Source organism: Bradyrhizobium sp. LB8.2 (genome assembly GCF_040548035.1).
Classification (GTDB): domain Bacteria; phylum Pseudomonadota; class Alphaproteobacteria; order Rhizobiales; family Xanthobacteraceae; genus Bradyrhizobium.
In genome coordinates this window covers 232,588-255,572 of record NZ_JBEPQV010000008.1, presented here as the reverse complement: position 1 = coordinate 255,572, position 22,985 = coordinate 232,588, and the positions used below count along the sequence as shown (strand labels likewise).

Sequence of the window (22,985 nt, the reverse complement as noted above, 5' to 3'; positions counted from 1 at the left end):
TGCCCGCCCATAGCGAGTACAGCGTTTTGCAGCTCATCGGCGAAGTTGGCACGGATCTGACCAAGTGGCGGACCGAAAAGCACTTCACCTCGTGGTTAGGGCTTGCTCCCGGAAGCGCTCAAAGCGGCAAACGCAAGGCTTCGGTCAAACGGCGCCGCAACCGAGCCGGCCAGATCTTTTGTGTGATGGCCCGTGCCTTGGCCCGCAGCAAATACGTCGCGCTCGGCGGCTTTTACCGGCGCATGGCGGCACGGCGCGGCGGCTTGGTGGCGAACAAGGCCCTCGCGCGAAAACTAGCCACACTCTTCTGGCGCGTGATGGTCAAAGGCCTCGACTTCGTCGAGACAGGTGTGGCTCAATACGAGGCGAGGGTATTGGAAACCAAGCACCGCATTCTGCACCGACTGGCTCGCCAGCTCGGCCAGCAAATCGTCCCCAATCCAGCCGCCGTCGTCTGACAGACGTGTTCATGGAGAGGATCGTCATCACGGCTTCGGCGGGTGGATAAACGCCCAGGGGCTGACCTCTGAATCGCGCGTCACTTCGACCGAGATCAGATATGGCCCGCCATGGGCGAGCGCCTTCTCCATCGCTGCCTTGAACTGATCCGGCGCTGTCACACGCGCTGCCGCGACGCCAAAGGACTCCGCGAGCTTGACGAAATCCGGATTGACCAGATCCGACGCCACCACGCGGCCGTCAAAACGTTCGCGCTGGTCGCGACGGACATTGCCGTAAGCGTTGTTGTTGAACACCAGCGTCACCACGCCGATATTGAACTGCACGGCGGTGGCAAGCTCCTGCACGCCGAACATGAAGCCGCCGTCGCCGGTGATGGCCACCACCGGCTTGTCGGGATTGGCGACCTTGGCGCCGAGCGCAGTGGGGAAGCCCGAGCCGAGCGTACCCTGGTAGCCCGAGGTGATGAAGGTGCGCGGCTCGTAGATTGGAAAGCCGTACCAGGAGGCGAAGCCGAACTGTGACAGTTCATCTGTCACAATCGCGTTCGCCGGCAGCACCTCGCGCAGGATGTTGAGATAGGCCATCTGCGGCTGGATGCGCTGGATTTCCTGTTGCGCGGTCGCAGTCGCCTCGCGGATCGCGGCGCGGCGGCCGGCGGTCTTGCTGTAGCCCGCCTTGCTGACGGCGGCGGCAAGATCGGCGGTCGCGGCCTTGGCATCCGCGACGATGGCGGTGTCCGGGATGAAGCGCCGCATCTCGACGGGATCGATGTCGATGCGGATACTCTTCAGGCCATCGGGACGGAACGGCCAGCGCGACATGGTCGGCAGCTCCAGCCGCGAGCCGATGCCGATCATCAAATCGGTGTTGGGCCACAGCTTGTAGGCCGCGGCCATGGTGAGCCCAAGCTCGTGCGCGTTGGAGACGATGCCGCGGCCGCTGCGGAAGGCGACGACGGGCGCATCGATCATCTCGGCGAGTTCGAGGATCTCCTCGCGCGCTTCGATCGCGCCGCTGCCGACGAAGATCATCGGCGCTTTGCTGGACTTGATCAGTGCGGCAGCCTGCTTGATCATGTCAGGATCAGCGAGCGGCGCCGGCAGCGGCTCCAGCACCTGTGCTGCAGCCGTGTCCGCACGCTGAGTAAAGATGTCCCAGGGCATTTCGACCGAAGCGGGTCCGCGCCGTCCGGACGTCATCTCCTGGAAGGCGCGCGCGACCGTGGTCAGCGCGTTGCCGGGATATTCGATCCGGTCCGCCCATTTCACATAGGTGCGCAGCGTCGCGAGCTGGTCGGGCATCTCGTGCAGATGGCCGCGGCCCTTGCCCAAAAATTGCGTAGGGACCTGGCCGGTGACGCACAGCACCGGCTCGTTGCAGCCGAACGCCGTGAGCAGTGCCGCGCTGGCGTTAAGCACGCCGGGGCCGGGCACCACGCTGAACACGCCGGGCCTGCCGCTGGAGCGCGCATAGCCGAACGCCATGTAGCCGCAGGCCTGCTCGTGCCGCGCTCCGATCACCTTGAGCTGGGCCTGGTGGAAGGCGTCGAACAGGCCGTAGACCTGAGCGCCGGGCAGGCCGAACACGGTGTCGACGCCATGGGCGACAAGGCCGCTTACGATCGCTTCGCCGCCGGTGAGGGTGGTCATTGCACTATTCCATTTCGATTATTGTTCAGGCTTCGTCGACGACGCCATTTCGCAAGCTGCCGATGCCCTCGGCTTCGATCTCGACGACATCGCCGGGCTTCAAATAGCGCGGCGGATCGAACCGCGCACCGGCGCCGGTCGGCGTGCCCGTGACGATGATATCGCCGGGAACGAGCGTTGCGAAGGTCGAGATATAGCTGATGAGGTAGCGGAACGGGAACATCAATCGGCTGGTGCGGTCGTCCTGCCGCAGCTCGCCGTTGACATGCGTGGTGAGGCGAACGTCGGCGATCTGCGATTCCCGCGTGTAGGGCACCAGCCACGGGCCGAGGCTGCCGCTGGAATCGAAGTTCTTGCCCTGCGTGACGTTGAACTTGGCATGGCGCAGCCAGTCCCGCACCGAGCCTTCGTTGCAGAGCGTGAGCGCGGCGATGTGATCGAGCGCGGAACTTTCGGGGATGTGCCGGCCGGCTTTGCCGATCACCAGCACGATCTCGCCCTCGTAGTCGAGCTGCGCTGAGGCGCGCGGGCGCACCAGCGGCGTGTCATGGCCCACGAACGAGCGCGGCGAGCGCATGAACATGCTCGGATATTTCGGCGCGTCCTGGCCGTCCTTGTACTCGGCGTTGCGGTCGGGATAGTTGACGCCGATGCAGATGATCTTTTCCGGCGCGGGCACCGGCGGCAGCCAAATGATGTCACCGAGCGCGTGATCGGGCGTGTGGCACGCGGCTTCTTCGGCGAGGCTCGCGAGCTTTCCTGCCGCGATCACCTCGCGCAGCGTCGGATAGTCTTTTGCGTGGCGCGCGGAGAGATCGACAATGCCGCCGTCGACGACTGCGCCGTAGCTGACAGCACCCTTGACGGAATAGGTGGCGAGGCGAGGGAGGGTCATTGCTTAATCCGCCACCGGCACGTCGGCCACGAATTTTGGCTCGCGCACGGCTTGCCCAGCGAACGGCGAACCCTGCTCGAACCAGGAGCGCGGGGCCGGCGCGCCCCACAGCGTCTGCCGGCGCGGATCGCGCAGCGACCAGCGCAGCGGCTCGTGGTCGTGATCGCCGGTGAAGTAGTCGCTGGTGTAGAGTTCGAGACGGTGTCCATCGGGGTCGCGGACGTAGAGGAAGAACGCATTCGAGATGCCGTGGCGGCCGGGACCGCGCTCGATGTTCTTCACGAAGCCTTGCGAGGCCATGACATCGCAGAGATGGATGATGTTCATCGCCGTTGGCGTCCAGTAGGCGAAGTGGTGCAACCGCGGGCCCTTGCCGTTGGTGATCGCAAAATCGTGGACATTGCCCTTGCGATGCATCCAGGCAGCCGCAATGCGCCCGTTCGGTCCGTCTTCCTCGGCGTATTCGGTCAGGCGGAAGCCGAGCCGGGCATAGAATTCGACGGTGTCCTGCACTTCGGCTGCGAACACGTTGAAATGGTCGAGCCGCTGCGGATGGCATCCCCTGTAGAGGTCGTAGCGGCGGAGCAGATGTGGCCGCCGGTCCATCGAGGCATACAGTTCGATCTGGAAGCCGAAGGGATCGGTGAATTGCAGCGTGCGGCCCTGGAAGGGCTGATCGACGAACGCGTAGCCAAGACCGTTCTCGGACAGGAACTTTGCGGCCTTGTCCAGATCCCCGTCATTGCCGACTTTGAAACCGAGCCGGTTGCAGGCGGGCACTGCCGCCTTGCGCAGCACCAGCGAGTGATGCTGATGCTCTTCCGAACCGCGCAGATACACGACCTTGTCGTCGGCGTCCTCGACATGCAGGCCGACGGTGGTCTCGTAGAACGCGCTGCTGAGCTTCAGATCGGTCACATCTAGGACGACGTGACTCGAACGGATGATGTTGAACGGCGGCTCGAAGATATGTTGCGGCACGGGCATTGCGTTTCCCCTCTCTAGACCCCGTCATTCCCCGTTCGCGCTCGGCGCGCGAGGAACCGTTAGATTCCCAGCTTTTGAATCTTGTGCGTGCCCCGCGCCAGCGAGACGTGCTTGGTTTCCATATAGAAGTCGAACGAGTAGTCGCCGCCATCGCGGCCGATGCCTGAGGCCTTCATGCCGCCGAACGGCGTCGGCAGATGCCGGACGTTCTCCGAGTTCAGCCAGATCATGCCGGCTTCGAGTGCATCAGCGACGCGCAACGCCCGGCCGACGTCGTTGGTCCAGACATAGCCGGTCAGGCCATAGCGGATGTCGTTGGCGATCTCGATCGCGTCTGCTTCGTCCTTGAAGGGCAGCACGGTCAGGAAGGGGCCGAACACCTCTTCCTGTGCCACGCGCATCTTGCCATGCGCGCCGGTGACCAGCGTCGGCTCGACATAATGTCCGCCGCCCGGGCCGTCATAGGCCTTGCCGCCGACGGCGATCGTCGCGCCGTCCTGGCGTGCGACGTCGAAATAGGAGCACACCTTTGCCAAATGCCGCTCATGGATCAGCGGCCCGATCTCGGTTGCGGGATCGAGGGGATGACCGACCTTCAAGGCTTTTACGCGCGCGGTCAGCTTCTCGATGAATTTTTCGGCAATGCTGGCCTGGATCAGCAAACGGCTCGACGAGGTGCAGCGCTCGCCGTTGAGCGAGTAGATCATGAACACGACAGCATCGAGCGCGCGATCGAGATCGGCGTCGTCGAACACGATCACCGGGTTCTTGCCGCCGAGCTCGAAATGCACGCGCTTCAAGGTCGGCGCGCCCTGAATCATGATCGCGGAGCCCGTCGCGCTTTCGCCGACGAAGCCGATCGCCTCGATGGCGGGATGCTCGGTCAGCGCCTTGCCGGCCTCTTCGCCAAAACCGTGCACGGTGTTGAGCACGCCGTCGGGAACGCCGGCTTCCTTGACGAGCTTTGCAAGAACAGCGGCCGTCACCGGCGACCACTCCGCCGGCTTGTGCACGACGGTGCAGCCGGCTGCGAGGGCAGGGGCGATCTTCCAGGTCGAGAGCATGAACGGCGTATTCCACGGCGTGATCACGCCGACCGGGCCGATCGGCACGCGGGTGGAGACGTTCCAATGCTCGTCGCTCGGCGTGTTCTGGCCGTCGCGCGCCTCGCCGCATCTGTCGGCAAAGAAGCGGAAATTTTCGGCGGCGCGGATCGCGGCCTTGGCCATGAAGCGAAAGGCCTGGCCGGTGTCGATGCATTCAAGCACGGCGATGTCGTCGGCATTGTCCTCGATGGCGTCGGCGACGCGATGCAGCAGTTTCTTCCGCATCGCCGGCCCCATGTCGCGCCAGGACTTGAAGGCAAGGGCGGCAGCGGTCGCGGCGCGATCGACATCCTCGGCCTTGCCGCGGGCGACGCTTGCGAGCGTCGCGCCGTCGACCGGCGACTTGGTCTCAAACGTCTCGCCTGATATCGACGGCACGATCTTGCCGTCGATCATGTGGCCGATACCGTCGGCACGCAGCGTCTTCAGCAGCGGCGCGACGCGGTCGCGGTTGGCCTGGAACACATCGGCTTTCGGCGTGGACTTATCCATGGGAGGCCTCCACTTTCAGGGCGTCGTGGATGTTGTTGCGTTTCCAGCTGGTGTCCTTGTCGTTGATCTGCATGTCGAACGACAAAGCCAATTTGCTGGCTGCAAAGACGGGATCGAGGTGTCGGGAGAGCGCTTGGAAAACGTGCTCGCCGGCTGTCTTGCGCGTCTTGAGGTCGCGGCCTTCGCCGATGCGCAGCACCATGTCGAGAAAACCGTAGTCCTGTCGGGCATCGGCGATCGCGTAATGCTCGCATCTGACAGCTCGGACGCGGATGCCGCCGAGCGGGAAAATGCCGGTCTCGACCGCCGCCTTGCGCACGATTTCGCAGACAGCGCCGATGTCGAGGCGGCTGTCGAGATTGGCCGAATATTCGATCGTAAAATGCGGCATCGCGGTTTCACTCCCTGTCTTTTTGTTCGCCTAAGCGAAGTAACAGCTGACCGAGCCGTAGGCGCCGTAATCGGCCTGAATTGTGTCGCCCTTGCGGGTCTCGATCGGACGGATGAAGGAGCCGGCGAGCACGACCTGTCCGGGCTCAAGCGCAAGGCCGAGCGGCGCGATCTTGTTGGCGAGCCAGGCGACTGCAGTCGCGGGATGATTGAGCACGCCGGCGGCAAGACCGGTTTCCTCAAGCTGGCCGTTCTTGAAACAGAGCGCGCCGATCCAACGCAAATCGGCGTCAAGCGGGCGGATCGGCCGTCCGCCGAGCACGATGCCGGCATTGGCCGCATTGTCGGCGATGGTGTCGAAGATTTTTCGCGTCGCCTTGGTCTTGGGATCGACGCGCTCGATCCGCGTATCCAGAATCTCCAGCGCCGGCACGACGAAGTCGGTGGCGTTGAGCACGTCGAATAGCGTGCAGTCGGGCCCTGCGAGGCGCTTGCTCATGACGAAGGCGAGCTCGGCTTCCACGCGGGTCGCGATGAAGCGCTCCGTCGGGACGAGGCCACCATCGGCAAAGAACATGTCGTCGAGCAGCACGCCTGAGTCCGGCTCGTTGATGTCAAGCGCGCTCTGCATCGCCTTCGAGGTCAGGCCGATCTTGTGTCCCCTGACGATCCGCCCCTCGGCGATTTTGACCTCTACCCACGCCTTCTGAATCGCGTAGGCGTCAGCGATGGTGATGCCGGGAAAGTCCAGCGAGAGTTGCCGGATTTGCGTACGGGTCCTCTCCGCCTGGTGCAGACGGCTCGCGCAAGCTCGGATATCGTCGGTGGAAAGCGCCATTTGTGATCTTGCAAATCGTGGTGCCCGAAGATACTTAACATGTTAAGTGAATGCGTCAAACACAATTTGGCTTGCTGCACTGCAAACATTTGGCGGGTTGAAAGGGCATCATCTTGAAGAGACCGGCTGATCCAGCGGACGACGGCGCCGTCGCCCCGCGACAGGTGCCGATGCGCGACTTCTCGCGCTCGCTGCCGATGTCGCTGCTGCGGGCACGCGAGGCGGTGATGCGGCAATTCCGTCCCTCGTTGCGTGCGCATGGCCTGACCGAGCAGCAATGGCGCATCCTGCGCGCGCTCGCGGCGATCGATGCCGTCGAGGTCACGGAACTCGCGCGCACGGCGTTCCTGCTCGGACCGAGCCTGTCGCGCATCCTGCGCGATCTTGAGGCGCGCAATCTGATCGAGCGCAAGACTGCGAAGGCGGACCAGCGCCGCAGCATGGTCTCGATCTCGGAAAAGGGCGTGAAGCTGATGGCCTCGGTGGCACCGTCCTCCGAAGCGATCTATGCCGAGATCACGCGACGCTTCGGGGCACGCAAGCTCGCCGAGTTGCAGGAGATGCTCGGACAATTGGAGTTGTGTCTCGCTTCCAGCGACGCGGGTGACGAGATCACTGACAATATGTGACGGCAAATTTGCATGATGACTTGTCTGCTCATGCATGACTGCCGTTATTGCTTATCCCTTGGGCAGGCCGAGCGAAGCGAAATCCGCAAAAAGCCAGTAAAAATCGCTCAGAATAGATAACCATCGCGGGTAGTCATCTCGGGACGAGAGCTCTGCGCACTTAGCCGATGTTGGCGCAATATCAATTTACTCGTATCGGCAGAATTCGTAACTAGCATCCGGCTCTGTATTCAGTGATAGAGCCAAGACAAGAAGGGCCGACAAGGATGCCCGGCCCCAGGGAGGAATGAATGAGACTGACGAGACGCGACTTCGCGACCGGAATTGCTGCCGGCATTGCCGCGCCCTACCTCATCAAAAGCGCAAATGCGCAAGGCGCCACCATCAAGATCGGCATGTGCGCGCCAGTCACGGGACCTGCCGCTGAATCCGGCGGTTACGCCATCAAGGGCGCCAAGCTTGCACTCGAAGCCGTCAACAAGGCCGGCGGCATCCTGGGCAAGCAGGGCGAATTGATCGTCGAGGATGATCAGACCACCAACCCCGGCATCGTGCTCGCCTTCTCCAAGCTCGCCTCTCAACCTGACATCGTCGGGTTCCTCGGTTCGATCCGTTCGACCCAGGTCCATGCGATGGCACCCGACGTCATCAAGCTCGGAAAGCCCGTGATGATCGGCGGCACCGATCCGAAACTCACTCATATGGGCAATCAGTGGCTGTTCCGCTTCCGTCCCAATGACAGTTATTCCGGCCGCGTCATCGCCGAATTCGGCGTCAACACGCTGGGCAAGAAGAAATGGGCCGTGCTGCATTCGACCGACGCGTTCGGCACCGCCGGCGGCAACGCGCTCACCGGTGCGCTCGAGAAGCTTGGCTGCACGACCTTCGATCAGGGCTATGCCAACCAGAGCCAGGACTTTACGCCGGTCGTGCTCGCGATCAAGCAGTCAGGCGCCGACATTCTCGGCTCCTACTTCACCTTCGAGAACGATCTCGGCATCTTCGCCCGCCAGCTCCGTCAGCTCGGCGTGAACATCCCCTGGGTCGGCTCCCCCTCGATCGTCAACATCACTGCTCTGAAGCTCGCAGGTCCCGCGCTCCACAACACCTATGGCGTTGCCGACTACGCGGAAAATTCCAGCGAAGGCTCGAAGGCGTTCGGCAAGATCTACCGCGATTCCGTCAAGGTCGCGCCTGACAACCAGAGTTCCTGGACTTTCGATGCAATCAACGTCTTGTCGGCGGGCATCAACAAGGCCGGCTCGACCGATCCCGGCAAGATTCGCGAAGCCATCCTCGGGATCAAGAAGTTCCCGGGCGCCGAGGGCGAATACAATTTCGACCAGAACGGCGATGGGCTTCACGGCTACAACATCGTGAAGAACGAGAAGGGCGCCATCGTCTTCGACAAGCACATCGAGTTCAACGACTGACGTTCACGCGACCTCCCCGATGATCATCGGGGAGGTCGGAACGTTTTTCGGCGAACGCATCCGACCTCCAACAGAACGCTTGTCATGGATCTCGCCCTACAACTGCTCTTTACCGGGATCGGGATCGGCGCCGTCTACGCGCTCGTCGCGCTCGGCTTCGTGCTGATCTTCCGTGCCACCAATGTGGTGAATTTTGCCCAAGGCGAATTCTCGATGGTCGCGGCCTATCTGATGGTCGTCGCGGTCGAGGCCGGTCTGCCCTATTGGGCGGCCTTCATCGTCGCGCTCCTCGGAATGGCGCTGGTCGGCGTCGTCTTCAATCTCGGCGTCTATTATCCGCTGCGCCACCGTACCTATCTGCCTGTGATCATCGCCACCATCGGCGCCTCGATCCTGCTCGCCAATTCCGTGCTCGCGATCTACGGCCCGCAGCCGCAGGTGCTGGAAGGCTGGTTCGAAACGCCCGGCATCCAGGTCGGTCCGGTCTATCTCGACAGCCAGTATCTCCTGATCATCGGCGTCACCATCTGCCTCGTGATCTTCAATTTCTGGTTCTTCGAGAAGACGCTGCTCGGCAAGAAATTGCAGGCGACCTCGCAGGACAAGGAAATGGCCTCGCTGCTCGGCATTTCCGTCTCCACCATGATCATGATCACCTTCATCTATTCGGCGGTGCTCGGCGGCCTTGCCGGCATCCTCGTCGCGCCCGTGCTGTTCGTCTCGATCCAGATGGGCTCGACGATCGCGCTGAAGGCGTTTGCGGCAACTATCATCGGCGGCTTCGGTGACGTCGCCGGCGCCATCATCGGCGGGCTCGCGCTCGGCGTGATCGAGACGTTTGGCGCAGCCTATATCTCGGTGCCGTACAAGGACGGCTTCGCCTTCCTCGTCCTGATCGCCTTCCTGATCTTCCGGCCGCAGGGCATCTTCGGCGAACGCGTGGCGGAGAAGGCATGAGCGCCCCCAGCGACAACATGCCGATTCCGGCGCCCGCCATTCACTCGAAGCCGCTGCTGATCCGGCACCTGCCATATTTCATCGGTGCGGCGATCTTGGTCGCGCTCGCGGCCAACATGCGCTTCGACGGATACGTTCACAACATCCTGCTCCAGGCCACCACGTTCGCGATCGCGGTGTTCGGGCTGTCGGTCGTGCTCGGCCTGTGCGGTCAGATCAATCTGGCGCAGGCCGCGTTCTTCGGGCTCGGCGCCTATGCGGTCGGCATCGGGACGACGGATCTGCATGTCAGCTTCTGGCTCTGCCTCGTCGGCGGATGCGTGATCTCGCTGCTGGCCGGCGCCTTCCTGGGCATGTCGACCTTGCGGCTTGGCGGGCACTACCTCGCCATGGTGACGATCTCGTTCCAGCAGATCGTTACGCTGGTCATGATCAACGCGATCTGGCTGACGCATGGTCCCGACGGCGTCTCCAACATCGGGCGTCCCGACCTGTTCCAGTCGTCGCAGAGCTATCTCGCCTTCTGCGTCGCGATGCTGGCGATTGTCGGCTATCTCGTCTGGCATCTCTCCGACACCAAGCTCGGGCGCGCCATGCGAGCGGTGCGCGACAACGAGCTTGCGGCCGGCGTCAACGGCATCGACGTCTTCCGCACCAAGATCTACGCGTTCGCGCTCTGCGCCCTTCTCGGCGGGCTTGCGGGCGGTTTGTTCGCCGGCGGCTTCGCCTATGTCAGCCCAGATCAGTTCTCCTTCGCGGAATCGATCGTGTTCCTGACCATGTCGCTGCTCGGCGGCGTGGCCTCGCCGATCGGCTCGGCGATCGGCACCGGTTTGCTCATCCTGATCCCGGAGTGGCTGCGCTTCCTCAAGAGCGTGCCGGGCCTTTATCTCGCGATCTACGGCCTGTTCGTGATCCTGATCATCCGCTTCATGCCCGACGGCATCTGGGGTTTTGTCGCGGATGCCTTCGCGCGCTGGCGCGCCAAGCTCGCGGCGCCTCCGGTAGCAGGAGCCTTGCAGTTGAAGCCGGCGATGACCGGCGGCGATACCGTGCTGGAAGTCACCGGTCTTTCGAAATATTTCGGCGGCCTCAAGGCCGTCGACGGTGTCGACATCGCCGTGAAGCGCGGCGGCGTGCATGCGCTGATCGGGCCGAACGGTTCGGGCAAGACCACCACGCTCAACGTGCTCTCGGGCCTCTATGTGGCCACGGCGGGCAAGATCGTGCTCGACGGCACCGACATCACCAACATGCCGCCGCATCAGCGCACGGCGTCAGGTCTCGGGCGCACGTTCCAGAACATCCGCCTGTTCCGTTCGATGACGGCGCTGGAGAACGTCGAGATCGGCGCGGAGCGGCCCGGCAACACCATGGTCGGGAAGGGCGATGACGCCCTCACCGAGCGCGCGATGGAGGCATTGACCTTCGTCGGCCTCGGCAACCGCGCCAACGAGCTGATATCCAGCTTCTCCTATGGCCATCAGCGCCTGATCGAGATCGCACGCGCACTGGCCTCGAACCCGACGCTCTTGCTGCTCGACGAACCCGCGGCCGGGCTGAACTCGACCGAGAAGCTCGAGCTGCACGAGCTGCTCAAGCGCATCGCCGCCCAGGGGCTGACCATCCTGATCATCGATCACGACATGACGCTGGTCTCGGAAGCAGCCCAGCACATCACCGTGCTCAACTTCGGACGCCGCATCGCGGACGGCGAATCCATGGCCGTGCTGCGTCATCCCGACGTCGTCTCCGCCTATCTCGGGAGCGAATGATGCCGTTGCTCGAAATCCGCAATCTGGTGGTGCGCTACGGCGAGATCGAAGCGCTGCGCGGCGTCACGTGCGCCGTGGAGGAGGGGCAGGTCGTGACCTTGCTCGGGGCCAATGGTGCCGGCAAGTCGACGACGCTGCGCGCGATCTCGGGGCTCGCGAAACCAACGTCGGGCGACATCCTGTACGATGGCAAATCGATCGCAGGCCTCGGCCCGGAAGCGATCGTCCGCATGGGTATCTCGCACGTGCCGGAAGGCCGCCGCGTGTTCCCGGGTCTGACTGTGAAAGAGAACATCATGCTCGGTGCGTCCAATCGCCGGGCAGCGACTTCGGAGATCTCGCGCGAGGCGGATGCGATGTTCGATCTGTTTCCGGACATCCGGAAATTCACCAATGCGCTGGGTTGGACGCTGTCCGGCGGCCAGTTGCAGATGGTGGCTGTCGCGCGCGGACTGATGGCCAAGCCGCGGCTGCTGCTGCTGGACGAGCCGTCGCTTGGACTTGCGCCTGTCATCGTGCAGGCCGTGTTCAAGATCATTTCCGAGATCCGGCGCAACACGACAGTCTTGCTCGTCGAGCAGAATGCGCGCATGGGGCTGTCGGTGGCTGATTACGGCTACGTTCTCGAGACCGGCCGTATCGTGCTCGGCGGCAAACCCGACGAGCTCTGGGGCAACGAAGCCATCCGTGCCGCCTATCTCGGCGGCCATGCCAAGGTGAGTGCTTAGGGCATGATCCGGAAAAGTGTGCAGCGGTTTTCCGAAAAGATCATGCCCAGACAATAACCGGGAGGTCAATTCATGGTCACGATCCAGGTCCAGAACCTCATCGATTTCGTCGGCGAGGTATTCGGCCACGCGGAGTCCTCTCCGGAGGAGGCGATGCGGATTGCGACCTATCTGACCACGGCCAATCTCACCGGCCATGACAGCCATGGCGTCATCCGCGTGCCCGTCTACATCCGCTGGAAGAAGACGGGCTTTGTGGTCCCGAACCAGAACGCCGAAATCGTGCTCGATACACCCTCGCTCGCGGTGATCGACGGCAAGTTCGGCTACGGCCAGACCGTGACTCCGCAGGCGGTCAGGATCGGCATCGAGAAATGCAAGAAGGCGGGGCTCGCCGCGGTCGCGTTGCGCAATGCCGGCCATATCGGCCGCGTCGGCGACTGGGCCGAGATGGCCGCCGCCGAAGGGCTGATCTCGGTGCATTTCGTCAATGCCGCGGGCTCGCTGCTGGTGGCGCCGTTCGGCGGCGTTGAGAAACGGCTCTCCACTGCGCCTTACTGCGTCGGCATCCCGCGCGAGGGCCAGGACCCGATCGTGCTCGATTTTGCGACCTCGGTCGTGGCGGAGGGGAAGGTGCTGGTCGCGAGCCGCGGCGGCAAGAAGCTGCCCAAGGGCGCGCTGGTCGATGCCGACGGCAGCCTCAGCGAGGACCCCGCCGTGCTCTACGGCCCCTATACGCCGGAAGGTCCGCGCGATCACACCAAGGGTACCGGGGCGATCCGCGCCTTCGGCGAGCACAAGGGCTCGGGGCTTGCCTTCATGTGCGAGCTGCTCGGCGGCGCGCTGACCGGAACCGGTGCCACTTCCGGCGGTCGCCGCTTCGCCAACGGCATGCTGGCGTTTTACGTCGATCCGAAAGTGGTCGATACCTCCCATGTCTTCGACGCAGAGGTGTCGCGCTATGCCGAGTTCATCCGTGGCACCAAGCCGGTGGCCGGGGTCGAGCAGGTGCTGATTCCCGGCGATCCGGAGCGGAAAACCCGGGCTGAGCGGACCCGAAACGGCATCCCCTTGCCGGATGACACCTGGGCGGCAATAGTGAACACCGCCCGCGAGGTCGGCGTCAGCGAAGTCAGCATCCAGCGGGCAACCGCATAGGTCTTGCGTCATTGCGAGCGTAGCGCGGCGCCCCGGTTCGCGGTAACAGCAGATTGTGCTGTCGCGACGCTCGTCATGGTGACGAAGGTCCAAATAACACGGTCCAAATAAACACGATCAAAACAACAAAGAAGGAAGGCAACGTGGCGAACAAGGTCAAGGAAATCTGGAAGTCGGGCAAGGCCGTGGTCAACGCGTGGCTCGCGATTCCCTCCGGCTTCTCGGCCGAGATGGTCGCGCAATGCGGCTTCGACAGCGTCACCGTCGACATGCAGCACGGCGTGCAGGATTATCTGTCGATGGTGCAGTGCTTCCAGGCGATGGACAAGCATCCGGTCACGCCGATGGTCCGCGTGCCCTGGAACGAGCCCGGCATCATCGGCAAGGTGCTCGACGGCGGCGCCTATGGCGTGATCTGCCCGATGGTCAATACGCCGCAGGAAGCCAGGAATCTCGTTTCCTATGCCAAATATCCGCCGAAGGGCGTGCGCTCCAACGGCCCGATCCGTGCCGGCATGTACGGCACCGCGGGCTCCTATCAGAAGACGGCCAACGACGACATCGTGCTGCTGCCGATGATGGAGACCAGGACCGCGGTCGAGAACATGGAAGCGATCTTCGACGTCGAAGGCATCGACGGTGTCTATATCGGCCCGTCCGATCTCGGCTTCTCCTACGGCCTCGAGCCGAAGCTCGATCGCACCGAGCCGGAGATCCTCGCGATCTATGAGAAGATCATCAAGGAGTGCGGCAAGCGGGGCCTCAACCCCGGCATCCATTGCAGCGGTGCGGAAGGTGCCGCGCGCGCCGTCAACATGGGCTTCAAGCTGGTGACGCTCTCGAACGAGGTCGGCCTGATGACCACCTACGCCAAGATGCAGGTCAACGCGACCCGCAAGGATTCGTCCGGCAAGGCGTGAGCTCTCTGTGTCCCGGACGCGGTGCGGCGCGCAGTGCCGCTCCGCAGAGCCGGGACCCAGTCGCTTGCGAGAGACACGACAAATTGGCCCTGGACGCTGCGCATTGCTTTCGCGCTTCGCAGCGTCCGGGGCACGATAGTTGCGATATAGGAGACTCCCATGACCATCAGCCCCGTCATTCGCCTGCATCCCGATGATGGCGTGCTGATCGCGCGCGCAAGCTTGCCGCCGGGCACATTGGTGGCCGACGGCGTGACCACGGTCGAGCGGATTCCTTCCGGCCACAAGGTCGCGATCAAGCCGATCGCCGTTGGCGAGCCGGTCATTCGTTACGGCCAGATCATCGGCTTCGCGACCACGCCGATCGCGCCGGGCCAGCATGTGCACGTGCAGAACTGCGGCATGGGCGACTTCGCCAAGGACTATGCCTATTGCGTCGACGTCAAGCCGACGCCGAATTTCGACCTGCCGGCGACCTTCGAAGGCATCCGCCGCCCGGATGGCCGCGTTGCCACGCGCAACTATATCGGCATCCTCACCTCGGTAAATTGCAGCGCGCATGTTGCGAGCCTTGTTGCCGACGTCTTCAAGAAGAATCCGTTCACCGGCGACAATCCGCTGGCCGATTTCCCCAATGTCGACGGCGTGGTCGCGCTGACTCACAAGACCGGCTGCGGCATGACGCAGAACGAGCCGCTGGCGCTGCTCCGCCGTACGCTCGGCGGTTACGCGCGGCATGTGAACTTCTCTCATGTGATCGTGCTCGGCCTCGGCTGCGAGGTGAACCAGATCGGCGGCCTGATGGAAGAGCAGAAGCTCGCCGGCCGCCTGCGCGCGATGGACATCCAGGAGGTCGGCGGCACCCGCAAGACGGTGGAAGCCGGCATCGCCTTCGTGCGCGAGGCACTCGCGGATTCCAACAAGGTCAAGCGCGAGAGCGTCGCCGTGAGTGAATTGACCGTGGCACTGCAATGCGGCGGCTCGGACGGCTATTCCGGTGTGTCCGCCAATCCGGCGCTGGGTGCGGCCAGCGATCTGATCGTGCGTCACGGCGGCACCGTGATCCTGTCGGAGACGCCGGAGACCTATGGCGCCGAACATCTGCTCACGCGCCGTGCCGTCAGCCGCGAGGTCGGCGAGAAGCTGGTCGATCTTATGCGCTGGTGGGACGAATATACCGAGCGCGAAGGCGCCGAGATGAACGCCAATCCGAGCCCCGGCAACAAGGCCGGCGGCCTCACCACCATTTTGGAGAAGTCGCTCGGCGCGATGGCGAAGGCGGGCACCACCAATCTCGTGGAGGTGCTGCGCTACGCTGAGCCCGTCACCAAAAAGGGTTTCGTGTTCATGGATACGCCCGGCTACGATCCGGTCGCTGCGACCGGGCAGGTGGCAGGCGGCGCCAATCTGGTCTGCTTTACCACGGGCCGCGGCAGTGTGTTCGGCTGCAAGCCGGCGCCCTCGATCAAGCTCGCCACCAACACGCCCATGTACAAGCGCATGGAAGAGGACATGGACGTCAATTGCGGCACCATCCTCGAAGGCGAGGAGAGCGTCCAGCAGTGCGGCCAGCGCATCTTCGAGCTTATCCTCAAGACGGCATCGGGCCAGCCGACCAAGAGCGAAAGCTTCGATTTTGGTGGCGCCGAGTTTGCGCCCTGGGTGCTGGGCGCGACGATGTAATGTGACTGTGTAGCCGAGATTGCGCTACGCTCCACTCCGGGCTACGGCGGATACTTTCATAGGCACGGTCTGCCCGTTGTTAATGCTTGATCGAGGTCACCAGCGGTGTTCTGCTCAAAAAGGCTGCTGGAGCACCGCACCCCGTGTCGATCTACGTCGCATTACACCACGTCACGCACTACAAGTATGATCGCCCGATCGATCTCGGGCCGCAGACCATTCGTCTGCGGCCGGCGCCGCACACACGCACGCCGGTCCTGAGCTATTCGCTCAAGGTCACCCCCACCAATCACTTCGTGAATTGGCAGCAGGATCCGCAGGGAAATTGGCTGGCGCGCTACGTCTTCCCAGAGAAGGCGACGGAGCTGAAGATCGAGGTTGATTTCACGGCGCAGATGACCGTGGTCAATCCGTTCGACTTCTTCGTCGAGCCCTATGCCGACAGCTTTCCGTTCGAATATACCCAGGATCTGAAGACAGAGCTCGCGCCTTATCTCGAGACGATCAAGCCCGATCGCCTGTTCGCGAAATACCTCGACACGATCCCGCACGAAGCCCCGAACACGGTCAACTTCCTGGTCGATCTCAACAAGCGGCTGCGGGAGAAGATTCGCTACGTCATTCGCATGGAGGCGGGCGTGCAGACGCCCGAAGAGACGCTCACCTCCTGCGCCGGCTCGTGCCGCGACTCCGCTTGGCTTCTGATCCAGACCTTCCGTCATCTCGGTCTCGCCGCCCGTTTCGTCTCCGGCTATCTGATCCAGGTCCGTCCCGACATCGATCCGATCGAGGGGCCGCCGGAGGTCGAGAATGATTTCACCGACCTGCACGCCTGGGCCGAGGTCTATCTGCCGGGCGCGGGCTGGATCGGATTCGACGCGACCTCGGGCATGCTGGCGGGCGAGGGGCACATCCCGGTTGCCGCCACGCCGCACTATCGCTCGGCGGCGCCGCTCTCCGGCGGCGCCGGCTTCGCCGAGGTCGAGTTCGCCTTCGACATGAGCGTCCGGCGCATCCGCGAGGCGCCGCGCATCACAAAGCCTTTCTCCGACGAATCCTGGACGCGGCTCAACGATCTCGGCGAGCGGGTCGACGGAGATCTCGCTGCGCAGGACGTCCGGCTCACCATGGGCGGCGAGCCGACCTTCGTCTCCGTCGATGACCTCGAAGCGGCCGAATGGAACATTGACGCCGTCGGTCCGACCAAGCGCGCGCTGGCGGACGATCTGATCCGCCGCCTCCGCACCCGCTTTGCGCCGGGCGGCCTGCTGCATTACGGCGAAGGGAAATGGTATCCCGGAGAGAGCCTGCCGCGCTGGGCCTTTGGTCTCTACTGGCGCAAGGACGGCGTGCCGATCTGGAAGAATGCCGACCTTATCGCCACGGTCGAGACGCCGCGGCGTGCCGAGGTCAAGGACGCCGAGGCCTTTATCGAGGGCACGGCGGCACGGCTCGGCCTAAATCCGGGCTACATCATGCCGGCCTATGAAGATCCCGCCTACTGGTTGCAGAAGGAGGGGGAGCTTCCCGTCAACGTCGATCCTTCCGACTCCAAGCTGTCCGATCCGGAAGAGCGCGCGCGTATGGCGCGGGTGTTCGACGAGGGGCTCGATACGCCAAAGGGCTTCGTGCTGCCGGTACAGCGCTGGAACGCGGAAGCACCGCGCTGGCGCAGCGAGCGCTGGAGTCTGCGTCGCAACCATCTGTTCCTGATGCCCGGCGATTCCCCGCTCGGACTGCGGTTGCCGCTCAAGACGCTCGAATATGTTCCGCCCGATCGCTATCCCTATATCGTCGAACAGGACCCGATAGAGACGCGGGCCAAGCTGCCGGTGTTCGGCCGCATGCCGCGCCCGCAATCTGCGGCGCCGCAGCTCGCGCCGGAAAGTCTCGACAAAACGGAGCCGGTCCGCACCGCGATGTCGATCGAAGTCCGCGACGGCGTGCTCTGCGCCTTCATGCCGCCGGTCGAGCGCATCGAGGATTATCTCGAGCTGATCGCAGCCCTCGAAGCGACCGCCGAGGAGATGCAGCTCCAGGTCCATGTCGAAGGCTATCCGCCGCCGTTCGATCCGCGCATCGACGTCATCAAGGTGACGCCTGACCCCGGCGTGATCGAAGTCAACGTCCAACCGGCAAAGAACTGGCGTGAGGCGGTCGACATCACCGTCGGGCTTTATGAGGATGCCGCCAAGATTCGTCTCGGCGCCAATCGCTTCCTCGTCGACGGCCGCCACACCGGCACCGGCGGTGGCAATCATGTCGTGCTCGGCGGCTCCTCACCGCAGGACTCGCCGTTCCTGCGCCGGCCGGATCTACTGAAAAGTCTGGTGCTGTACTGGCAGCGTCATCCGTCTCTGTCCTATTTCTTTTCCGGCCTGTTCATCGGCCCGACCAGCCAGGCGCCGCGCATCGACGAAGCCCGCCACGATAGCATTTACGAGCTCGAGGTCGCGCTCTCGCACGTTCCGCCGCCGGGCTATCAGGCGCCGCTGTGGCTGGTGGACCGCCTGTTCCGGCATCTCCTCGTCGACATCACCGGCAACACCCATCGCGCCGAGATCTGCATCGACAAGCTGTATTCGCCGGATGGACCGACCGGCCGGCTCGGCCTCGTCGAATTTCGCGCGCTCGAAATGCCGTCCGATCCGCGCATGTCGCTGGCGCAGCAGTTGCTGATCCGCGCGCTGATCGCAAAACTCTGGCGCGAGCCGCAGGCCGGCAAGTTCGTGCGCTGGGGCACCGCGCTGCACGATCGCTTCATGCTGCCGCATTTCATCTGGGAAGATTTCCTCGAAGTGCTCAGCGAGCTGAAGCAGTTCGGTTATCCGTTCGAGCCGGAATGGTATCTGGCCCAACTCGAATTCCGCTTTCCCGCCTTCGGCCGCGTCCATCATGGCGGCGTGACGCTGGAATTGCGGCAGGCGCTGGAGCCCTGGCACGTGCTCGGCGAGGAGGGCTCGGCCGGCGGCACCGTGCGCTATGTCGACTCATCGGTCGAGCGGCTCCAGGTGAAGGCCGAGGGTTTTGTCGAGGGTCGCCATATCGTCACCTGCAATGGCCGCCGCCTGCCGATGACCTCCACCGGTCGCTCCGGGGAAGCCGTGGCCGGTGTCCGCTTCAAAGCCTGGCAGCCGGCCTCCGGCCTGCATCCGACCATTCCGGTGCACGCGCCTCTGACTTTCGACCTCATCGACACCTGGAATGGCCGCTCGCTCGGTGGCTGCGTCTATCACGTCGCCCATCCCGGCGGCCGCAGCTACGACACCAAGCCCGTCAACACCTATGAGGCCGAGGCGAGGCGGCTGGCGCGCTTCCAGGACCATGGCCACACGCCGGGGCCGATGCAGCCGCCGCCCGAAGAACGCACAAGTGAGTTTCCGCTGACCCTCGACTTGCGGACCTCGCTCCTGCAATGAGTATGATGCCGGGGCAGGGAGAGGCGCATGGCCGAGGGCGCAGCCGAAGAGGACGACAAGGCGGGTAGGGCGCAAGGCCAACGTCAAGGTCAGCGCCGCTTCGCGCAATGGGTCCGCGACTATCGCCGCCTGCCCGGCATCCCCGACGAATTCCTGGGGCCCGACGGCGCCCCGCGCGCGGTCTGGAGCCGGTTCTTCGACGCCTTCGGCGCGCTCGCGCCCGACGAGGTCGAGCGGCGGTTTGGCATGGCCGACCGACATCTGCGCGAAGCCGGCGTCACCTATCGCGCGCCCGGCGAGAGCGCCGACCGGCCGTGGTCGATCAGCCATCTGCCGCTGCTGATCGACGAGGCCGATTGGAAGCAGCTGTCGGACGGCATCACCCAGCGCGCCGAGCTGCTCGAGCTCGTGCTGCGCGACATCTATGGCGAGGGCCGGCTGGTCGCCGAAGGCGCGTTGCCCGCGGCCGCGATCGCCGGCAGTCCCGAATATCTTCGTCCCGTCTGCGGCGTGGAGCCGCCGGGCGGGCGCTATCTCTCGCTCTATGCCGCCGACGTCGGCCGCGGACCCGACGGCCGCTGGTGGGTGCTCGGCGACCGCACGCAGGCGCCGTCGGGCGCGGGTTATGCGCTGGAAAACCGCCTGGTGCTCTCGCGCGCCTTCTCCGACCTCTACAAGTCGATGAACGTCCCGCGCGTCGCGCCGTTCTTCGAGGCGTTTCGCGATAGTCTTCGTGCGCGCGCCGATCGCGACGAGCCGCGGATCGGCGTGCTGACGCCGGGCAGCTTCAGCGAGACCTATTTCGAGCACGCGACGCTGGCGCGCTATCTCGGCTTCCTGCTGGTCGAGGGCGACGATCTCGCCGTCAGCGACGACCATATCCACATCCGCACCGTTGCGGGCCTCAAGCGGCTCGACGTGCTGCTGCGCCGGGTCGATTCCAACTCGCTCGATCCGCTCGAGCTCGATGCCTCCTCGCGGCTGGGGGTCGCCGGCCTGATCGACGTGCTGCGCAAGGACGGCGTCGTCGTCGCCAACATGCCGGGCTCCGGTGTGCTGGAGGCGCGCGCGATGCTCGGCTTCCTGCCGGCGCTCAGCCGCCGCCTGCTCGGCGAAGAACTGAAGATGCCGCACATCGCGACCTGGTGGTGCGGCCAGCGCTCGGCGCGCGATGAGGTGCTGTCGCGGCTCGACGAGGTCGCGGTCGGAGGCGCCTACCGGCGCGGCGTTCCCGGTTTCGACAACAACGGTCCGGTGCTCGCGAGCGAGCTCGACGCCGGCGCACGCCGGCGTCTGACCGACGCCATCGCTGCGCGCGGCATGGACTATGTCGGCCAGGAGGTGGTGCGGCTCTCGACCATGCCGGTGTGGGAGCAGGGGCAGATCACGCCCCGTCCCTTCGTGCTGCGCGTGTTCGCAGCTGCGACGCTCGACGGCTGGGCCATCATGCCCGGCGGCTTCTGCCGGATCGCCGAGCAGTCGGATGCGCGCGCGGTGTCGATGGGCGACGGCGCGCGCTCCGCCGACGTCTGGGTGGTCTCGGACAAGCAGGTCCCGACCGCGACGCTGCTGCCTGCGACCGACAAGGTGCGCATCCGCCGCATCGCCGGCGTGCTGCCGAGTCGCGCCGCCGACAATCTGTACTGGCTCGGCCGCTATCTCGAACGCGCCGAGGCGACGCTGCGGCTGGTGCGGGCGCTGGGCTCGCCGAGCGGGCCCAACAAGGGCACCGCGGCATCGCTGCAGTCTGCCGAGCGTATCCAGCGCCTGCTGGTGGCCTGGGGCGCGATCTCGCAAACATCGCGCGCGGCGCCCGGCCGCATCGTTGCCGAAGCGCTGCAGAGCCCGGAGCGTTTCGGCTCGGCATTGTCGCTGGTCCGCGCGGCCCAGCGCACGGCGACCTCCCTGCGCGAGCGGCTATCGCCCGATGCCTGGCAAGTCATCACCGAGATGACCGAGCGGTTGGCTTTGGAGGTCGAGGGCGACGACGGCGTGCTGAGCGCGGCCGAGCTGACCTTGCAGGAACTCGCGAGCTTTGCCGGCCTTGCGCATGAGAACATGAACCGCGCCGCCGGCTGGCGCTTCCTCGATATCGGCCGCCGCACCGAGCGCGCCATCAACACCACGCGGTTTGCCCGGCAGTTCGCCTATGACGAGGCCGGCGACGAGGACCTCGATATCCTGTTGACGCTGGTGGATTGCCAGATCACCTACCGCTCGCGTTATCTGCTGGCGCCGATCCTGGCACCGGTGCGCGACCTCGCCGTGCTCGACAGCTACAATCCGCGTTCGGTTGCGTTCCAGGTGACGGCGCTGAACGAGCACATTGCGGCGCTGCCGAGCCTGAAGGAGCACGGCCTGATCGAGAAGCCGCAACGGCTTGCGGTCGCGATGCAGGCAATGCTTGCGACCGCGGAGGCCGAGAAGCTCGAGGTCAAGACGCTGTTCGCGCTGGAGCAGGATCTGCTCAGCCTCGCCGAGGCGGTCGGGCAGCACTATTTCCCGCACGGCCCCAATGCCAGCCGCCCGGAAAAGCTGACGGGGCTCGCGTGATCTACGACATCCGTCACGTCACCACTTACGAGTATGAGAATCCGGTCAGCTTCGCCCGCTGCACGCTGCGGCTGGAGCCGAGGGGCGGCAACGACCAGGAGCTGATCTCGCATAATGTCGAGATCCGTCCGCGCCCCGCTGAGCGTCATGTTCGCCGTGATTTTTTCGGCACCCTGACCGAGAGCGTCGTGATCGAGGCCGCGCATCGCACTCTGCGCATCGACTCGCGCTCGCGCGTGAAGGTGTCGCGCCAGCCGCCGGCGCGCGCCGCTGCGAGCCCGGCCTGGGAGAGCGTTCGCGACATCGCCTTCGAGGCGACGAGCCTCGGGCCGTCCTCGCCGGTCGGCTATGTCTTTGCGAGTCCGCTGGTGCCGGTGCTGGGGCCGGTCAGCGCCTATGCGGCGACCAGCTTTGCGCCCGGCGCGGGCATCCTCGCGGGAGCGGTCGATCTCATGCATCGCATCCGGACCGAGTTTCGCTACGACCCCAAGGCGACGGTGATCTCGACGCCGCTCGACGAGGTCTTCGCCAAGCGCCATGGCGTCTGTCAGGATTTTGCCCATGTGATGATCGCGGGCTTGCGCGGGCTGGGCCTGCCCGCGGCCTATGTCAGCGGATATTTGCGCACCATTCCGCCGGCGGGCCAGCCGCGCCTGCAGGGCGCCGACGCCACCCATGCCTGGGTGTCGCTGTGGTGCGGGGCGGAGCTTGGTTGGGTCGATTTCGATCCGACCAACGATCTTATGGTCGCTGGCGACCATATCGTGCTCGCGGTCGGCCGCGACTTTTCCGACGTCTCGCCGGTCGACGGCATCATCGTCGGCTCGCCGAAGCAGAAGCTCGACGTCGCCGTCGACGTGCTGCTGGTGGAATGATTGCGGGTCCTGCCGTCGCGGCGCCGCCCCAGGACC

General features: G+C 64.5%; 18 protein-coding genes. 12 read left to right on the top strand and 6 right to left on the bottom strand.

Going from position 1 to position 22,985, the window contains the following annotated elements:
* Positions 1-458 (top strand): transposase (locus tag ABIB06_RS13330; RefSeq protein ID WP_354068754.1); only part of this gene is annotated, 458 nt, incomplete at its 5' end.
* A 27-nt stretch (positions 459-485) separates the two neighbouring features.
* Here ABIB06_RS13330 and ABIB06_RS13325 read toward each other — a convergent pair.
* The 6 genes from ABIB06_RS13325 to hpaH are packed head-to-tail and all read right to left on the bottom strand — an operon-like array spanning position 486 to position 6,819.
* Complete coding sequence (locus ABIB06_RS13325; RefSeq protein WP_354047000.1) at positions 486-2,111, bottom strand: thiamine pyrophosphate-dependent enzyme; 1,626 nt, start codon at positions 2,109-2,111, stop codon at positions 486-488.
* Between the two features lie 25 nt (positions 2,112-2,136).
* Positions 2,137-3,006 carry a fumarylacetoacetate hydrolase family protein gene (locus tag ABIB06_RS13320; protein ID WP_354047002.1) on the bottom strand — a complete coding sequence of 290 codons (870 nt, stop codon included), beginning with the start codon at positions 3,004-3,006 and terminating at the stop codon, positions 2,137-2,139.
* A 3-nt stretch (positions 3,007-3,009) separates the two neighbouring features.
* Positions 3,010-3,993, bottom strand: coding sequence for a 3,4-dihydroxyphenylacetate 2,3-dioxygenase (gene hpaD / locus ABIB06_RS13315; protein WP_354047004.1), 984 nt, complete (start codon positions 3,991-3,993; stop codon positions 3,010-3,012).
* A 59-nt stretch (positions 3,994-4,052) separates the two neighbouring features.
* Positions 4,053-5,591, bottom strand: coding sequence for a 5-carboxymethyl-2-hydroxymuconate semialdehyde dehydrogenase (gene hpaE / locus ABIB06_RS13310; RefSeq protein ID WP_354047006.1), 1,539 nt, complete (start codon positions 5,589-5,591; stop codon positions 4,053-4,055).
* A complete protein-coding gene (locus ABIB06_RS13305; protein WP_354047008.1) occupies positions 5,584-5,982 on the bottom strand; it encodes a 5-carboxymethyl-2-hydroxymuconate Delta-isomerase in 399 nt (132 codons plus the stop codon). Before ABIB06_RS13305 ends, hpaE begins: the two co-directional genes overlap by 8 nt.
* Before the next feature lie 30 nt (positions 5,983-6,012).
* Positions 6,013-6,819: a 2-oxo-hept-4-ene-1,7-dioate hydratase gene (hpaH, locus tag ABIB06_RS13300; protein ID WP_354047010.1), complete on the bottom strand. Its 807-nt coding sequence runs from the start codon at positions 6,817-6,819 to the stop codon at positions 6,013-6,015.
* A gap of 170 nt (positions 6,820-6,989) precedes the next feature.
* Here hpaH and hpaR point away from each other — a divergent pair, with 170 nt between their 5' ends.
* From hpaR to ABIB06_RS13245, 11 genes are all read left to right on the top strand, one after another.
* Positions 6,990-7,448 (top strand): homoprotocatechuate degradation operon regulator HpaR, encoded by a 459-nt coding sequence (gene hpaR / locus ABIB06_RS13295; protein WP_456652062.1) that lies wholly within the window; start codon positions 6,990-6,992, stop codon positions 7,446-7,448.
* A gap of 290 nt (positions 7,449-7,738) precedes the next feature.
* The gene (locus ABIB06_RS13290; RefSeq protein ID WP_247447299.1) at positions 7,739-8,881 is read left to right on the top strand and encodes an ABC transporter substrate-binding protein; all 1,143 of its coding nucleotides are present in this window, start codon (positions 7,739-7,741) and stop codon (positions 8,879-8,881) included.
* 84 nt (positions 8,882-8,965) lie between these two features.
* Positions 8,966-9,838: a branched-chain amino acid ABC transporter permease gene (locus ABIB06_RS13285; RefSeq protein WP_247349815.1), complete on the top strand. Its 873-nt coding sequence runs from the start codon at positions 8,966-8,968 to the stop codon at positions 9,836-9,838.
* On the top strand, positions 9,835-11,613 hold the full coding sequence (locus tag ABIB06_RS13280) for a branched-chain amino acid ABC transporter ATP-binding protein/permease (protein WP_247349817.1): 1,779 nt from the start codon (positions 9,835-9,837) through the stop codon (positions 11,611-11,613). The genes ABIB06_RS13285 and ABIB06_RS13280 overlap by 4 nt, the downstream gene beginning before the upstream one ends.
* A complete protein-coding gene (locus tag ABIB06_RS13275; protein ID WP_148774473.1) occupies positions 11,613-12,341 on the top strand; it encodes an ABC transporter ATP-binding protein in 729 nt (242 codons plus the stop codon). The genes ABIB06_RS13280 and ABIB06_RS13275 overlap by 1 nt, the downstream gene beginning before the upstream one ends.
* Before the next feature lie 72 nt (positions 12,342-12,413).
* Positions 12,414-13,499 carry a malate/lactate/ureidoglycolate dehydrogenase gene (locus tag ABIB06_RS13270; RefSeq protein ID WP_354047014.1) on the top strand — a complete coding sequence of 362 codons (1,086 nt, stop codon included), beginning with the start codon at positions 12,414-12,416 and terminating at the stop codon, positions 13,497-13,499.
* 143 nt (positions 13,500-13,642) lie between these two features.
* Positions 13,643-14,419, top strand: a complete 777-nt coding sequence (locus tag ABIB06_RS13265) for an HpcH/HpaI aldolase family protein (protein WP_247349821.1) — start codon at positions 13,643-13,645, stop codon at positions 14,417-14,419.
* Positions 14,420-14,578: 159 nt separating this feature from the next.
* Positions 14,579-16,102 carry a UxaA family hydrolase gene (locus ABIB06_RS13260; RefSeq protein ID WP_354047017.1) on the top strand — a complete coding sequence of 508 codons (1,524 nt, stop codon included), beginning with the start codon at positions 14,579-14,581 and terminating at the stop codon, positions 16,100-16,102.
* A gap of 143 nt (positions 16,103-16,245) precedes the next feature.
* Complete coding sequence (locus ABIB06_RS13255) at positions 16,246-19,521, top strand: transglutaminase family protein (protein WP_354047019.1); 3,276 nt, start codon at positions 16,246-16,248, stop codon at positions 19,519-19,521.
* Between the two features lie 27 nt (positions 19,522-19,548).
* Positions 19,549-22,074, top strand: a complete 2,526-nt coding sequence (locus ABIB06_RS13250; protein ID WP_354047021.1) for a circularly permuted type 2 ATP-grasp protein — start codon at positions 19,549-19,551, stop codon at positions 22,072-22,074.
* Entirely contained in the window at positions 22,071-22,949 is an 879-nt protein-coding gene (locus tag ABIB06_RS13245; protein ID WP_247349825.1) for a transglutaminase family protein, read from the top strand. The genes ABIB06_RS13250 and ABIB06_RS13245 overlap by 4 nt, the downstream gene beginning before the upstream one ends.
* The last annotated feature ends 36 nt before the right edge of the window (positions 22,950-22,985 follow it).